The organism is Streptomyces asoensis, from assembly GCF_013085465.1.
Classification (GTDB): Bacteria; Actinomycetota; Actinomycetes; order Streptomycetales; family Streptomycetaceae; genus Streptomyces; species Streptomyces cacaoi_A.
The window spans coordinates 1,734,420-1,749,644 of the sequence record NZ_CP049838.1 but is presented as its reverse complement, the minus strand read 5'-3'; the positions used below and the strand labels follow the sequence as shown (position 1 = coordinate 1,749,644).

14 protein-coding genes are annotated in these 15,225 nt (G+C 70.2%); 2 read left to right on the top strand and 12 right to left on the bottom strand.

What is annotated here, in order from left to right; translation table 11 throughout:
* Positions 1-14: 14 nt before the first annotated feature.
* Positions 15-305, bottom strand: a complete 291-nt coding sequence (locus G9272_RS07675) for a zinc-ribbon domain-containing protein (RefSeq protein WP_171395837.1) — start codon at positions 303-305, stop codon at positions 15-17.
* Between the two features lie 246 nt (positions 306-551).
* On the opposite strand from G9272_RS07675, the gene G9272_RS07670 reads away from it, so the two are divergent.
* Entirely contained in the window at positions 552-1,532 is a 981-nt protein-coding gene (locus tag G9272_RS07670) for an SMP-30/gluconolactonase/LRE family protein (protein WP_171395836.1), read from the top strand.
* Between the two features lie 75 nt (positions 1,533-1,607).
* Here G9272_RS07670 and G9272_RS07665 read toward each other — a convergent pair whose 3' ends face one another.
* The 11 genes from G9272_RS07665 to G9272_RS07615 all read right to left on the bottom strand — a co-directional run bounded on the left by G9272_RS07665 (position 1,608) and on the right by G9272_RS07615 (position 13,924).
* Positions 1,608-2,606: a sugar phosphate isomerase/epimerase family protein gene (locus tag G9272_RS07665; RefSeq protein WP_171395835.1), complete on the bottom strand. Its 999-nt coding sequence runs from the start codon at positions 2,604-2,606 to the stop codon at positions 1,608-1,610.
* Positions 2,607-2,635: 29 nt separating this feature from the next.
* Complete coding sequence (locus G9272_RS07660) at positions 2,636-3,832, bottom strand: Gfo/Idh/MocA family protein (RefSeq protein ID WP_171395834.1); 1,197 nt, start codon at positions 3,830-3,832, stop codon at positions 2,636-2,638.
* Between the two features lie 34 nt (positions 3,833-3,866).
* The gene (locus G9272_RS07655; RefSeq protein ID WP_171395833.1) at positions 3,867-5,357 is read right to left on the bottom strand and encodes a CoA-acylating methylmalonate-semialdehyde dehydrogenase; all 1,491 of its coding nucleotides are present in this window, start codon (positions 5,355-5,357) and stop codon (positions 3,867-3,869) included.
* A 14-nt stretch (positions 5,358-5,371) separates the two neighbouring features.
* Positions 5,372-7,255, bottom strand: a complete 1,884-nt coding sequence (gene iolD / locus G9272_RS07650) for a 3D-(3,5/4)-trihydroxycyclohexane-1,2-dione acylhydrolase (decyclizing) (RefSeq protein WP_171395832.1) — start codon at positions 7,253-7,255, stop codon at positions 5,372-5,374.
* Entirely contained in the window at positions 7,255-8,136 is an 882-nt protein-coding gene (gene iolB, locus G9272_RS07645) for a 5-deoxy-glucuronate isomerase (RefSeq protein WP_171395831.1), read from the bottom strand. Before iolB ends, iolD begins: the two co-directional genes overlap by 1 nt.
* Positions 8,133-9,005 (bottom strand): Cgl0159 family (beta/alpha)8-fold protein, encoded by an 873-nt coding sequence (locus G9272_RS07640; RefSeq protein ID WP_171395830.1) that lies wholly within the window; start codon positions 9,003-9,005, stop codon positions 8,133-8,135. The genes iolB and G9272_RS07640 overlap by 4 nt, the downstream gene beginning before the upstream one ends.
* 4 nt (positions 9,006-9,009) lie before the next feature.
* Positions 9,010-9,954 carry a 5-dehydro-2-deoxygluconokinase gene (gene iolC / locus G9272_RS07635; protein ID WP_171401895.1) on the bottom strand — a complete coding sequence of 315 codons (945 nt, stop codon included), beginning with the start codon at positions 9,952-9,954 and terminating at the stop codon, positions 9,010-9,012.
* A gap of 130 nt (positions 9,955-10,084) precedes the next feature.
* Positions 10,085-10,942: a sugar phosphate isomerase/epimerase family protein gene (locus tag G9272_RS07630; RefSeq protein WP_171395829.1), complete on the bottom strand. Its 858-nt coding sequence runs from the start codon at positions 10,940-10,942 to the stop codon at positions 10,085-10,087.
* A 26-nt stretch (positions 10,943-10,968) separates the two neighbouring features.
* Positions 10,969-11,820 carry an ATP-binding cassette domain-containing protein gene (locus G9272_RS07625; RefSeq protein ID WP_253267753.1) on the bottom strand — a complete coding sequence of 284 codons (852 nt, stop codon included), beginning with the start codon at positions 11,818-11,820 and terminating at the stop codon, positions 10,969-10,971.
* Between the two features lie 8 nt (positions 11,821-11,828).
* Positions 11,829-12,905, bottom strand: coding sequence for an ABC transporter permease (locus G9272_RS07620; protein ID WP_171395827.1), 1,077 nt, complete (start codon positions 12,903-12,905; stop codon positions 11,829-11,831).
* Positions 12,905-13,924: a sugar ABC transporter substrate-binding protein gene (locus tag G9272_RS07615; RefSeq protein ID WP_171395826.1), complete on the bottom strand. Its 1,020-nt coding sequence runs from the start codon at positions 13,922-13,924 to the stop codon at positions 12,905-12,907. Before G9272_RS07615 ends, G9272_RS07620 begins: the two co-directional genes overlap by 1 nt.
* 264 nt (positions 13,925-14,188) lie before the next feature.
* On the opposite strand from G9272_RS07615, the gene G9272_RS07610 reads away from it, so the two are divergent.
* Positions 14,189-15,220 carry a LacI family DNA-binding transcriptional regulator gene (locus tag G9272_RS07610; RefSeq protein WP_171395825.1) on the top strand — a complete coding sequence of 344 codons (1,032 nt, stop codon included), beginning with the start codon at positions 14,189-14,191 and terminating at the stop codon, positions 15,218-15,220.
* Positions 15,221-15,225: the final 5 nt, after the last annotated feature.

The window sequence follows — 15,225 nt, the reverse complement described above, 5'->3', positions numbered from 1 at the left end:
CCGCCGGGAGGCCGTCAGCGCTGGTACGGCTGCTGGTGCGGCTGACCGTACGCCTGACCGCCGACGCCGCCCGCGGCCTGCGCCGTCAACTGCTCCGCCTGCTCCTTGGTCAGCCTCTGCTCGGCGCCGCAGAAGGTGCACTGCGTCGCGTGACTCGTCGAGATGGGGAACAGCGGCACGAAGAACAGCGTGAACTTCGTGACCCGCTTGCGCAGCGTGTGCGCGGCGGGGTTGCCGCAGCGGCCGCACACGAGCGTCAGTATCGCCAGCTGGTAGAGGTATCCCTTGGTGCCGAAGATGATCACGCTGTGCTTCCTTCTGGGTGAGTGTCCGTTTGGCCGAGTCGCCGTCGGGACGGCTTTCGGGACCGCTGTCCGCTCCGCACAGTCTGCTGCATCGCCGGGTCACCCGGGTGAGCGGCAGGCGGGTCGATGCCCTGGGCCACGCGGGCGATCCCCCGGCCACGACTGCGGCGGCCGCCGCCGGCCCGCAGCCATGGTCGTCTGGCCGCCGCACGGCGGCGCTTCCGCCTTCCCCGCAAGGTAGGTCACATGCCTCGAGTCCCCCGTTCGGCGGGCGTCACCGCCGCCGCCCTCGCCCTCGGCCTGCTCGCCACGGCTCCCGCGACCGGAGACGAGCCGGCCGTCTCCGCTCCGCGCGTCGTCGCCCACTTCGATCTCGCCAAGGGCCAGTCACCGGAGAACATCGCGCTCGAACCCGACGGCTCGGCCGACCTGACGTTCTCCACCGCCCGGCAGGTCGTCAACGTCACCCGGCAGGGCCGTACGCGGATCCTCGCGACGCTGCCCGCCGTGGCGAACCCGCAGACACCCGTCGTCGGCAGGGCCGTCGTCCTCGGCATCGTCCGGGCGGAGAACGGCACCCTGTACGTCAACTACGCCACCGGCACCCGCGCCACTGGCATCTGGCGCATCCCCTCCGGCGGCGGCAAGCCCCGGCAGATCGCGGAACTGCCGCCGACGGGGTTCCCCAACGGCCTCGCCCTCGACGAGCGTCGGGGCGTGTTCTACGTCGCGGACTCGGTGCTGGGCACCGTCTGGCGCGTCCCGCGCGCGGGCGGCAAACCCACGGCGTGGGCCAAGGGAGCCGTGCTCGAGCCGCTCAACGCACCGCCCGCGGCCCGCGTCGGAGTCAACGGCCTGCGGATCCACCGCGACGCCGTGTGGGTGTCCAACACCAACGCCGGGACGCTGCTGCGCATCGCCGTGCGTGAGAGCGGCTGCGCCGGCGCGATCGAGACCCGGGCGAAGGACCTTCGCGCGATCGACGACTTCGCGTTCGTGAACCGGCACCGCGACACGGTTCTCGCCGCCCTGATCGGAGGCAACGAGATCGCCCAGGTCCGCCCGGACGGCACCCACCGGACCGTCCTCACCCGGCAGGACGGGGTGTCCAACCCCACCTCGGTGGCCGTACGCGGCCGGACCGCCTACGTCCCCAGCGCGGCGTACTTCACCCAGGTCGACCCGAACCTGCTCCAGGCCCGGGTGCACCAGCGCGACCGCGGCTAGCCGCCCGGCGGCCCCGTACCCGGAAGGCGGGTACGGGGCCGTGGGGGGAGAGACAGAGGCAGAGTCAGGGATGGATCAGATCGCGGACGCGGCGCTGTGCAGGTTCTTGGCGGCCAGGGCGAGTCCCTCGGTCTGGGAGTAGGCGGCGTCCTCGTGCTCGATGTTCACGGCCATGTCCGGGTCGATCTCGGCGAGGGCACGCAGGAACTCGGTCCAGAAGGGGACGTCGTTGCCGACACCGACGGCGACGAACTTCCAGGCCGGGTTCTCCGGCCACGCGTTGCACCAGAAGCCGTACCCGGTGGGCACCTTGCCGGGCGCGTCGGCGGGGACCCGGGTGAACGACGTGTCGAGCACACCGCGGATGTCGGCGCCCGGGCAGAGCGTGGCGTCCTTCGCGGCGGCGTGGAACACCAGCGGGCCCAGCCACTTGATGGAGGCGACGATGTCCATGCCCTGCCACATCAGGTGGGACGGGTCCATCTCCGCGCCGACGTTCGTCAGACCTCCCTCGTCCACCAGCCGCTTCAGGGTGATCGGGGAGAACACCAGGTTGTGCGGGTGCATCTCGATGGCGACCCGGACGTCGTTGGCCCGGGCGAGGGCGTCGATCTCCCGCCAGAACGCGACGCCGACGCCCCACTGGTAGTCCAGGACGTCCATGTAGACGCCGTCCCACGGGTTGACGACCCAGGACGGGTACTTGGCGTCCGGGTCCGAGCCCGGCGTGCCGGACATCGTCACGACGTGCCGCACCCCGAGCAGGCCGGCCAGGCGGATGGTACGGCGCAGGTCGTCGGCGTGCTTGGGCCCGACACCGGGGAGCGGGTTGAGCGGATTGCCGTTGCAGTTGAGGCCGGTCAGCTCCATGCCCCGGTCGGCGAAGGCCGCCAGGTACTCCTCGCGGGCGCGGGCCGAGGACAGCAGCAGGTCGACCGGGCAGTGCGGGGAGGGGATGAACCCGCCGGTGTTGACCTCCACCGAGGTCAGACCGTTCTCCTTGAGGATGTCGAGCGCCTCGTCGAGGGGCCGGTCGTGCAGACAGGCGGTGTAGGCGCCGAGCTTGAGTGCCATGTGGGTGCTCCTTGGATGCGTGGGGGACGTCAGGCGACGGGCGGGACGGTGACGGCGGCGCCACCGGTGCGGGAGGACTCGACGACGGCCTGGATGATCTCCATGGTCCGCAGCGCGTCGGCGAAGGTCGCGCAGGCCGGCAGCGGCTCGGCGACGCCCGCGACCTGGTCCAGGAAGGCCCTGGTCTGGTACGTGAAGTTGTCGGCGTTGTTGGCGCCCACGCCCGCCGCCTCCATCGGGACACCACCCGCGAAGTACGGGAGGTTCGGACCGACGATGACCTGCCGGGCGCCGCGGGTACGGGCGTCGGGCTGGGCGTCGTCGAAGAGGTACTCGGCGGGGCGGTGCTGGTCGAACGCGGCACGACCGCCGACACCCAGGACGTCGAAGGCGAGCCCGTTGGGCAGGCCGAAACCGGTGCGCGTCACCGAGAAGGTGCCGACCAGGCCCGACTGGAAGGTGGCGGTGAAGGACGCGGTGTCCTCGTTCTCGACCTCGCCGAACTCGTCGGAGACGGGGGCCGCGTTGTGCCCGACGACCGCGCCCAGCGGCAGCGGACGCTTGGCGATCTGCGTCGAGAGGACGGCGCCCGAGACGGACACGATCGGACCGGCGACGTACTCGGCGGCGTCGATCACGTGCGAGCCGACGTCACCGAGCGCACCCGAACCGGCGCCGCCCTTGAAGCGCCAGCTCAGCGGACCGCGCGGGTCGGTCGCGTAGTCGCACCAGTAGCGCCCGCTGAACAGGGTGAGGTCACCCAGCTCACCGCGCCGCACGTGGTCACGGATGCCGGCGATGCCGGGGGAGCGGCGGAAGGTGTAGCCGACAGCCGTCACGACCTCGGCGGAGCGCTCCAGCACGGCCATCGCGCGGGCGTCCTCCAGCGAACCGGCGAGCGGCTTCTCGCACAGCACGTGCTTGCCCGCGGCGACCAGCGCCTCCGCGATCGGGCGGTGCAGGGCGTTGCCCACGACGATGCTGACGGCGTCGATCGTCGGGTCCTCGACGACGGCCTCCCAGCTCGGGAGCGCCTTCTCGAAGCCGTAACGCCGGGCTGCGTCCTCGCCGAGTGCCACGTTGGCATCGGCTATCGCGGCCAACCGCACCGGCGGCAGACCGGCGCCGAAGACGGTGTTGACGTTGCGGTATCCGGCGGCGTGGCTGCGACCGGCCATACCCGCGCCGATCACCGCGACGGAAAGGGGCTTGCCCGAGGTGGTCATGGTGGTGCCTTTCGAAAAGTCCCGGTGGGGAATCTCAGTTGGAGGTGGGGAAGTTGAAACCGGCGGTGACCTGCTGGGCGGGCTGCGGCCAGCGGGTGGTGACCACCTTGGGGCGGGTGTAGAAGCGGATGCCTTCGGGACCGTGGACGGGGGAGTCGCCGATGAGCGAGTCCTTCCAGCCGCCGAAGGAGTAGTACGACATCGGGACGGGCACCGGCACGTTGATGCCGATCATGCCGACCTTGATGTTGCGCTGGAAGCGACGGGCGGCCTCGCCGGAGGCGGTGAACAGGGCCGTTCCGTTGCCGTAGGGGTTGGCGTTGATGAGATCGATCGCCTGGTCGAGGGAGTCGGCGCGGACGACGGCCAGCACCGGTCCGAACAGCTCCTCCTTGTAGGCGTCCATCTCGGTGGTGACGTGGTCCAGGAGGGACGGGCCGGTGAAGAAACCGTCCTCGTGGCCGTCGATCTTCAGCCCACGGCCGTCGACGACGACGGTGGCGCCCTGTGTGGCGGCGACGCCGACGGCGTTCTCGACGCGCTCCTGCGCGACCTTGGTGACGAGCGGGCCCATGTCGGTGCCGGCGACGTCACCGGGACCGACCTTGATCTCGCGGGCCTTGCGCTCCAGCACCTCGACCAGGGCGTCGGCCGCGCCGCCGACCGCGACGGCCACCGAGACCGCCATGCAGCGTTCGCCGGCCGAGCCGTAGGCGCCGGCGGTGATGTGGTTGGCGGCGAACTCCAGGTCGGCGTCGGGCAGGACGACGGCGTGGTTCTTGGCGCCGCCGAGGGCCTGGACGCGCTTGCCGCGGGCGGTGGCCAGCTCGTGGACGTACATGGCGATCGGCGTCGACCCGACGAAGGAGACGGCCTCGATGCCGGGATGGGTGAGGATCGCGTCCACGGTCGGCTTGCCGCCGTGCACGATGTTGAAGACGCCGTCGGGCAGACCGGCCCGCTTGTACAGCTCGGCCACGAAGTTCGCGGCGGACGGGTCGCGCTCGCTCGGCTTCAGGACGAAGGTGTTGCCGGTCGCTATCGCCATCGGGTGCATCCACAGCGGCACCATGGCGGGGAAGTTGAACGGGGTGATGCCCGCGACGACACCCAGCGGCTGACGGAAGTTGTGCACGTCGACGCCGCGCGACACCTGGTCGGAGAAGGACCCCTTCAGCACGTCGCCGAGCCCGCAGACGAACTCCACGACCTCCCGGCCGCGGGTGATCTCACCGCGCGCGTCGTCGACGGTCTTGCCGTGCTCGGCGGAGATGATCCGGCCGAGCTCCTCCTCGTGCTCGACGAGGAGCTGCCGGAACGCGAACATCACCTGCGTGCGCCGGCTGAGCGAGGACTCCGACCAGGTCTCGAACGCGGCGGCGGCTGCCTGAACAGCGCTGTCCACGTCGGATGCGCCGCCGAGGACGACGCGGGCCTGCTCGGCGCCGGTGGCGGGGTTGAACACGGGGGCGGTCTCTGTGCCCTCGACGGGTGAGCCGTTGATCCAGTGGGGGATGGTTGTCACGTCAGGGTTCCTTGTCAGAGGTAGTGGCGCTGGTTCCGCTTCTGGGCGGCGTAGGTGTCGTGGGCGGCCCGGGTGCTGTCGAGGGCGGAGACTTCGCTGACGGGGACGTCCCACCAGCCGTGGCCGGGCGGGTTCGGCCCGTGGAGGTCGGTCTCGACGTGGACGACGGTGGTGCGGGTGGCTGCCTTGGCCTTCTCCATCGCGGCCCGGAACCCGTCGACGGAGGTGGCGTGCAGGACGTCCGCGCCGAGCGAGGAGGCGTTGGCCGCCAGGTCGACGGGCAGCACCTCGCCGTCGAGCAGACCCGAATCCCCGTCCCGGTAGCGGTACTTGGTACCGAACCGCTGCGAGCCGAGGGACTCCGACAGCGCGCCGATGGAGGCGAAGCCGTGGTTCTGGACGAGGACGATGACGACCTTCAAGCCCTCGGAGATCATGGTGACGATCTCCTGGGCCATCATCAGATACGAGCCGTCGCCGACGAGGACGACGACCTCACGTGACGGATCGGCCATCTTCGCGCCGACGCCGGCGGCGACCTCATAGCCCATGCAGGAGTAGGCGTACTCGACGTGATAGGCCTTCGGGTCCCGGGCCCGCCACAGCTGTTGCAGGTCGCCCGGCATGGATCCGGCCGCGTTGATGACCACGGCGCGGTCGTCGAGGACGTCGTTCAGCGCGCCGAGGATCTGCGTCTGAGCGGGCAGATCGCCGGTGTTGCGCCCGGGGGCGAAGCACTCTTCCTCGATCTCCCGCGTCCGGGCGATCAGTTCGCGTGTACGGCGGCGGTAGGCGGGCTCGACCTCCCAGCCCGTCAGTGCTGCGGCGAGGGCCTGGATGCCGAGCCGGGCGTCGGCGACCAGGGGTTCGGCGGAGTGTTTGACGGCGTCGAGGCGGGCGACGTTGAGGTTGACGAAGGTGACGTCGGGGTTGGCGAAGACGGTGTGGCTGGCGGTGGTGAAGTCGCTGTAGCGGGTGCCGATGCCCAGGACGACGTCGGCTTCCTTCGCAAGCTCGTTCGCCGCATACGCGCCGGTGGAGCCGATGCCGCCGACGGCGTAGGGGTGGTCCCAGGCGACGGCGCCCTTGCCCGCGTGGGTGTCCGCGACCGGGATCCCGGTGGCCTCGGCGAAGGCCCGCAGCACGGTCTCGGCCCCGGAGTAGACGGCCCCGCCGCCCGCCACGATCAGCGGCTTCCTCGCGTTGCGCAGCAGGCGGGCGGCCCGCTCGACGGCGGCTGCCTCCGGCACCGGGCGGCCGATGTGCCACACCCGGCGCCGGAAGAACTCGACGGGCCAGTCATGAGCCTCGGCCTGCACGTCCTGCGGCAGCGCCAGGGTGACGGCCCCGGTCTCGACGGGGTCGGTGAGCACCCGCATCGCCGCCAGCGCGGCCGGGACGAGCTGCTCGGGGCGGGTGATGCGGTCGAAGTACTTGGACACGGCGCGGAAGGTGTCGTTGACGGTGACGTCCCCGCCCCGGGAGTCCTCCAGCTGCTGCAACACCGGGTCGGCGGCGCGGGTGGCGAACATGTCGGACGGCAGCAACAGCACGGGCAGCCGGTTCGTCGTCGCCAGCGCCGCACCGGTGATCATGTTCGTCGAGCCGGGGCCCGTCGACGCGGTGCAGGCGAAGGCGGCGAGCCGGTCACGCATCTTGGCGTAGGCCACCGACGCGTGGACCATGCCCTGCTCGTTACGGGCGAGGTAGTAGGGCAGGTCGGCCTCGCCGGTCGTGGCGGCCTGGAGCAGAGCCTGCCCGATGCCGGCGACGTTGCCGTGCCCGAAGATCCCCCAGACGCCGGGGATGAGGCGCTGTTCCTGGCCGTCGCGCTCGCTGTACTGGTGGGCGAGGAAGCGCACGAGCGCCTGGGCGGTGGTGAGCCTGATCGTTTCCATCAGTCGTTCTCCTCGGCGCCGAAGGGCAGCCGGTCGTCGATGTCCTGCGCGTCCCAGGTGGTGCGCACCCAGCCGTGGGCGGGGTCGTCGCAGATCAGCCAGGCACGCTCCTGGCCGGGGCCCGCCATGACGTTGAGGTAGTAGAGGTCGTAGCCCGGCGCGGCGATCGAGGGCCCGTGCCACCCGTGCGGGATCAGCACGGTGTCGCCGGAGCGGATCTCGGCGAGCACGTCGATGGGGCGCTCGGGGGTGCCGTAGACCCGCTGGTAGCCGAAGCCGTCCTCGCCGCCCGCGACCTCGAAGTAGTAGATCTCCTCAAGCTCGGATTCCTCGCCCGGCCGGGCTGTGTCGTGCTTGTGGGGCGGGTAGGACGACCAGTTGCCGCCCGGCGTGAGGACCTCGCACACCAACAGCTGCTCGGCCTCGAACGTGCCCGGCAGGCAGTAGTTGTTCACCTGCCGCGAGCACGCGCCTGCACCCCGCAGCTCGACCGGCACGTCCTTCTTGCGCCCGTACCGGGCGGGCAGGCCGCCTCGCTCGGTACGGGCGGAGGGCAGCGCGAAACGACCTCCGTGCGCGCTGCTGATGAGGGCCTCCGACTCGCGCGGTAGGTACGCGAAGTCGGTGGCCGAGGCGAACACGCCCGTCCGGCCCGCGAGTTCGAAGGCCTTGCCGTCCGTGGTGACGGTGCAGGAGCCCGCCAGCGGCAGGACCAGGAACTCGCAGTCCCCGGTGGACAGGGCATGCGCCTCACCCGGCTTCAGGGTCAGGATCCTGAGGCCGGAGTATCCCCAGCCCGCCGACTCGGGCGTGACCAGGACGTCGTAGGAACCGTCGGCCGAAGTCCCCTTCGGCAGGTGGTACTTGCTCGTGCCGCTCACAGCAGGCTCACCGCCTTGTCCACCGCACCGGCGACGTCGCCGTTGGAGGGGTAGAGCAGCGAGCGGCCGACCACCAGACCCTGCGCGGTGGGCTGCTTGAGGGCCTTGCCCCAGGACGCGAACGCAGCCTCCGCGTCCTTGACCTCGCCGCCCAGCAGCAGTGCCGGCAGCGTCGAGGCGGACAGGACGCGCTCCATGCCGTCCACGACCGGCAGCTTCAGCCAGGTGTAGGCCGTGCGCCGGCCGAGCCCCGCCGCGATGGTGACCGACTTGACGACCGCGTCGGTGGACAGGTCGTTGCGGATACGGCCGTCCTGCCACACCGACAGGAACGGCTCCACCATCGCGATGAGCTCACGGTCGTTCAGCTCGTTCACCGCGCGGGCGGTGTTCTCCAGGATGGACGGGGTGGCGGGGTCGTCGAGGGCGATGCGGGTGAGCATCTTGCCGCCGTCGAAGCCCATCGCGGCGATCGTCTCGGCGTCGTAGCCGGTGAACCGGTCGTCGATCTCGAACACCGAACCCGCCAGCCCGGCGCGGTTCATCGAGCCGAAGACGCTCTTGCCGTCCAGGACGCCGAGCAGTAGCAGGTCCTCGAGGATGTCGGCGGTGGCCAGTACGCCCGTCACACCGGGGCGTTCGAGGGCAGTGCACAGCCGGTCGATCAGCTCGAAGCGGTCGGCCATGGCGTTGGGGTCGGCGCCGACGCCGTTGGCGCCGCGTGCGGGATGGTCCGCCGCGATGATCATGGCCTTGCCGTGTTCGCCGAACAGCGAGGCGGCCTTCACGCGGCGGGCCGCTGCGGCCGCGACGGCGGCGGGGTCGCTCACCCGGGCGGACACGATCCGGCTCACATTGTCGGACAGCACGTCGTCACGCCTTTCGTTCGTCGGAGGAGGCCGCCTGGCGGAGCTTGTTCTCCACCTCGGCCTCGGTCGGCATCGCCTCGGAGCAGGCCAGCCGGCCCGCCACGATCGCCCCGGCCGCGTTGGCGAAGGCCACCGTGCGCCGGGTGTCCCAGCCGGACAGCAGCCCGTGGCACAGCGCGCCGCCGAACGCGTCACCCGCGCCCAGGCCGTTGACGACGTCCACCGGCACCGGCGGGATCTCGACGGCCGCACCGTCCCGGTCCATGGCCAGCACGCCCTTCGGCCCCTGCTTCACCACGGCCAGCTCGACCCCGGCCGCCAGCAGCGCCTTCGCGGCCTCATACGGCTCCCGCTCACCGGTGGCCACCTCGCACTCGTCGAGATTGCCGACGGCGACGGTGGTGTGCCGCAGCGCCTCCGCGTAGTACGCCCGCGCCTGACCCGGCTTCGCCCAGAACATCGGACGCCAGTCCAGATCGAAGACGGTCGTGCCCGTCCTGGCCCGATGACTCAGGGCTGCCAGCGTCGCCGACCGGCTCGGCTCCTCGCTCAGCCCGGTCCCCGTCACCCAGAAGACCGCCGCGTCGCGCACCGCTGCCAGATCCACCTCACCTGCATGAATATCCAGGTCAGGAGCCTTCGGCAGCCGGTAGAAGTAGAGCGGGAAGTCGTCCGGCGGAAAGATCTCGCAGAACGTCACCGGCGTCGGCGCGATCTCCGACACTCCCACGAACCCCGCGTCGACCCCGTAGCCCTCCAGTGCGGTGCGCACGAACTCGCCGAACGGATCCCGGCCCGTCTTCGTGATCACCGCGGCCGAACGGCCGTACCGGGCGGCGGCCACGGCCACGTTGGTCGGGCTGCCGCCGAGGTACTTGCCGAACGAAGTGACCTCCGCAAGTCCCACGCCGGTCTGGAGTGGATAGACGTCCACCCCCACACGACCCATGGTCAGCACTTCGAACGGCCTCACGCTGGTTTTCCTCTCGGTGTATTAAAGCGCTTTAAAAACAGCCGGCACGACGCCCGCGCCCGTTTGTCGGCGCAGGGGGTGACCGCAGTGGATGGCCGGCGGTGGACTACTGCCCGGCCGACAGGTACTCGTCGATCTTCCGGCGCATGAACACCGAGGACTCCTTGGCCCGCTCCTCCCAGGCGAAGACACAGGCGGTCAGCGTGCCGTCGAAGCCGTTGGCACGCAGCTCGCGGAAGAGCTCGTCGAAGTCGACCTCGCCCTCGCCCATGTCGAGATGCTGGTGGATACGGGCCGTGGTGCCCGGCGGGTTGAGGATGTAGCGGTTGCCCGAGGACGCGTTGTGGTCGAACGCGTCGGCCAGGTGGACGTGGGTGAGCAGGTCGCCCGCGTACTTGATGATCCCGGGGGCGTCGTTCCCGATGTGGAAGGTGTGCGGGGCGCAGTACAGGAAGCTGACGCTGGGGTGGTTGATCCCGCGGATCAGGTTGACGGCGTCGTAACCGTTCTCGATGAAGTCGTCCGGGTGCGGTTCCAGGGTGAGGCGGATGCCCTCCCGCTCGAACACCGGCAGCAGCTCGTCCAGCGACTTCCAGAACTGCGCCTCGCTGCGGTCGGAGTCCTCGGGCCGCCCGTTGAACTCCGAGACCATGCTGTCCACGCCGAGGTCCGCGGCGATCTGGATCGAGCGCTTCCAGTACCGTACGGCCGCCTGCCGGGCGTCCTCGTCCGGGCCGGACCAGCGGAACAGGGGCAGCAGTGAGGTGATGCCGACGCCCGCCGTGTCCAGCGCCCTGCGGAACCTGCGCACGGTGGCGTCGTCCACGCGGGGGTGCCGGAAGAACGGGATGAAGTCCTCCCGGGGAGACAGCTCGATCCACTCATAGCCCAACTCAGCCACCACAGCGGGGAGTTCGAGCAGCGGTACGTTGCGGATCATGTAGGGGTCGAGGGCGATCTTCACGACGGGTTGCCTTCCGGGTGGGTCGGTCAGGAGGAGACGGCTGCGGCGTCGGGGAGCTCCTCCACGTCGACGCCGCGGACTTGGGCCAACTCGTGTTTGAGGGCGGCGAGTTCGGTGCCGCCGGCCATGTGGTTGGTGAGTTCTTCGAGGCTGACCTGACTGCGTTCGGCGCTGAGTTCCATGGTGCCCAGGCGCAGGACGCTGAAGTGGTCGCCGACCATGTAGGCGTGGTGGGGGTTGTGGGTGATGAAGATGACGCCGAGGCCGCGGTCGCGGGCGGCGGCGATGTACTTCAGGACCACGCCGGACTGCTTGACGCCGAGGGCGGCGGTGGGCTCGTCCAGGATGAGGACGCGGGCGCCGAAGTGGACGGCGCGGGCGATGGCGACGCACTGGCGCTGGCCGCCGGAGAGGGTGCCGATGGGCTGTTCGAGGTCGTCGAGGACGATGCCCATGTTGCGCAGTTCCTCGTCGGCGGTCTTCTTCATCTTCTCGATGTCGAGCCGGCGCACGGGCCAGGGGCCCTTGGTGAGTTCGGAGCCGAGGAAGAAGTTGCGCCACACCGGCATCAGCGGGACCGTCGCGAGGTCCTGGTAGACGGTGGCGATGCCCTTGTCGAGGGCCTCGCGCGGGGTGCTGAAGCGCACGGGGGTGCCGTCGACGAGGAACTCGCCCTCGGTGTGCTGGTGCAGTCCCGAGACGATCTTGATGAGCGTCGACTTGCCGGCGCCGTTGTCGCCGAGGACACAGGTCACCTGGCCGGGACGGACGGCGAGGTCGACGCCGTGCAGGGCACGGATGTTGCCGTAGGACTTGCCGGTGGCCTTCAGCTCGACGACCGGGGTGTCCTCGGCCGCGATGTCGTTGGTCGTAGTCATAAGGGTGGTCACTTCCGGGTGGCCGTGCGCTGGACCCACAGATTGATCAGGACGGCGCCCAGGAGCATGACGCCGAGGAAGGCCTTGAACCAGTCGGGGTTCCAGCCGGCGTAGACGATGCCCTGCTGCACCATCCCGAACATGAACGCCCCGAAGACCGGGCCGATCGCCGAGCCGGCGCCGCCGGTCAGCAGACAGCCGCCGATGACGGCCGCGGAGATGTAGATCAGCTCCTGCCCGACACCCTCGCCGGACTGCACCGTGTTGAAGGTGAACAGCTGGTGCATCCCGACGAACCAGGCACCGAAACCGACCAGCATGAACAGCGAGATCTTCGTGAACGTCACGGGCACGCCGACCGCCCGCGCGCTCTCCTTGTTACCGCCCACCGCGAAGACCCAGTTGCCGTACTTCGTCCGCAGCAGGACCCAGGTGGCGATGGCCGCGAAGACCAGCCAGTACACGATGGTGATCTTGACCTGGACGCCGCCGACGTCGAAGGACGAGGCGAAGACCTTCTTCGCCTGGCCGAAGCCGTCCATGTCACTGATGTCGTCGGTGGCCACGTTCGTGGTGACCAGCTTGGTCACCGCGAGGTTGACACCCTGGAGGATCAGGAACGTGCCCAGGGTGATCAGGAAGCTCGGCAGCCCGGTCCTGACCACCATCCAGCCGTTGAGGAAGCCGACCCCCAGCGACACGGCCAGGGCGACGATCACCCCGACCCAGATGTTCGTGGTGAGTTGGTAGCTCAGCATGGACGCGGTGAGCGCCGAGGTGATGACGGCGACACCCGCCGACAGGTCGAACTCGCCGCCGATCATCAGCAGCGCCACCGGCAGCGCCATGATCCCGATCGTCGACGACTGGTACAGGATGTTGGCCATCGAACTGCCGTCACGCACCGGCGGCGCCGCGATCAGGAAGAACACGTACACCGCGACCGCACCGAGGAACACCCCCACCTCGGGACGCGCCAACAGCCGCAGAGCCAGGGGGCGTTGAGAGGTCCGGCCGTCGGTCTGTTTCGGGCCGGAGGCCGGCGGTGTGGTCACCGCCGGCGCAGCCTGCTGCGTCACACTCATCACCTGGTGCCCTTCGCGGCGAACTTGGCGACGGCCTCGACGTTGGACTTCTCGACGAAGGCCGGGCCGGTCAGCACGGGCTGCTCGCCGCCGCCGCTGAAGTTGCCGTTGGTCTTGTAGAGCCACAGCGAGTCGACCGACAGGTAGCCCTGGAGGTAGGGCTGCTGGTCGACGGCGAACTGGATGCTGCCCTTCTCGATGGCGGAGACGAGGTCCTTGTTGAGGTCGAAGGTGGCGACCTTGGCCTTGCTGCCCGACTCGGACACCGACTGCACCGCCGTCAGCGCGACGGGGGCGCCGAGGGTGACCACCTCGTCGATGGAGCTGTCCTGCTTGAGCTTGGCGGTGATCGTCGACTTCACGGACGGCATGTCCGTGCCGTTGACATAGAGGATGTCGGTCTTGCCGCCGAAGGTCTTCTTCACGCCGGCGCAGCGTTCCTCGAGGTTGACGTCTCCCTGTGCCTGGATCACACAGAGGGCGTGCTTGGCCCCGGTGCCGTTGATCTTGGTGCCGAGCGCCTGGCCGGAGACGGACTCGTCCTGCCCGAAGAACGACAGTAGGCCCTGCTCCTTCCAGACGCCCAGGCCGGCGTTGAGGCCGACGACCGGGATACCGGCCTGCTCGGCCTTGGCGACCACGTCCTTGAGCGCGTCCGGCTTGGCGAGGGTGACCGCGATGCCGTCGACCTTCTGGTCGATCGCGTTCTGCACCAGGTTGGCCTGGTCGCCGGCCGTCTCGTCGTTGGAGTAGATCAGCTTGACGTTGTCCTTGGCGGCGGCGGCCTCGGCGCCCTTGCGGATGGTGTCCCAGAACGTGTCGCCGGAGGGCGCGTGGGTCACCATCGCGATGGTCATGCGAGGGGTGTCGGCCTTGCCCGCGGAGACGTTGCCCGCCTCCTCTTCGGCTTTCTTGCCGCCGGAGCCGCTGGAGCAGCCCGCGAGGGTCAGTGCGGCCGCCGCGGCCACGGCCACGAGGGAGACGGTTCTGCGGGAACGGGGAAGGGACGTGCGATTCATGCTGCGTGCACCTCACTGTGCAGGGGGGATCGGCGGCTACGGGAGGGTCCCTGCGCTCGCGGTTCGCGGGTGGGTCGCGGTTCGCTCGCGGGTTCGTTCGCGGTGGGGTCGCGGCCGAGTCGGGGGCGGGCGCCTTGTGGGCGCCGGACCGACCTGGTCGGAACATCAGGACAATTTAAAGCGCTTTAAGTTCTGGTACTATCAGCCTTGTTTCGTGAGCGTGTCAAGGGTGTTGCACGGGGAGTTTTCGGCGGGGAGGCGCAAGTGGACGAGGGTGATTCCGCACGTCGGGGGAACGGCACGCACAAGCGCCCCAGGCTGGAGGACGTGGCCGCGCGGGTGGGTGTGTCCACCGCCTCGGTCTCCCTGGTGCTGCGCGGAGTGCCCGGCCCGAGCGAGCGGACCCGGGAGCGGGTCCTGCGGGCGGCCGCCGATCTCGGCTACCAGGTGGACCGCACGGCCAGCATGCTGGCCAGCAGGCGCACCCGGCTGCTCGGCGTCATGGTAGACATCCACAGTCCGTTCCACGCCGAACTCGTCGAGCAGCTGCACACGGCCGCGGAGGACGTCGGTTACGACCTCGTCCTGAGCACCCTCACCCGCACCCGCGACGAGCACACCGCCGTGGAGACACTGCTGGCCTTCCGCAGCGAGGCGCTGATCCTGCTGGGCCCGACCGCCCCCGCCGACACCCTCGCCGCCCTCGACCGCAAGTCACCCGTCATCGCGGTGGGCCGCCGGATCGCCGACGCGGGCCTGGACGTCGTACGCACCGCGGACGACGAGGGCGTGGGTCAGATCGTCGACCACCTGGTCGATCTCGGACACCGCGAGATCGTCTACGTGGACGGCGGCAGGGGTGTCATCGCCACCGACCGGCGCCGCGGGTACCGCACGGCCATGCGCCGCCGCGGACTCGAGGCCGGCATCCGGGTGCTGCACGGCGACAACACCGAGGAGGGCGGCGAACACGCGGCCCGTCGGCTCATCGAGGGCGGCGACCTGCCCACGGCGGTCGTCGCCTTCAACGACCAGTGCGCCATCGGCGTCCTCGCCGCCCTCGCCCGGGCGGGCGTCGCCGTCCCGGGGCAGGTCTCCGTGGTCGGCTACGACGACGACACGCTCTCCCGGCTGAGCTGCTTCAACCTGACGACCGTCAGCCAGGGCGCCCGGGAACAGGCCCGGCACGCGGTGACCGCCGCCGTCGAACGCCTCGACCAGGGCCGCACAGAAGCCCGTGAGGTCGTCCTCACCCCCCGTCTCGTCCGCCGCGGCACCACGGCCGCGCCGGCCTGACGGGG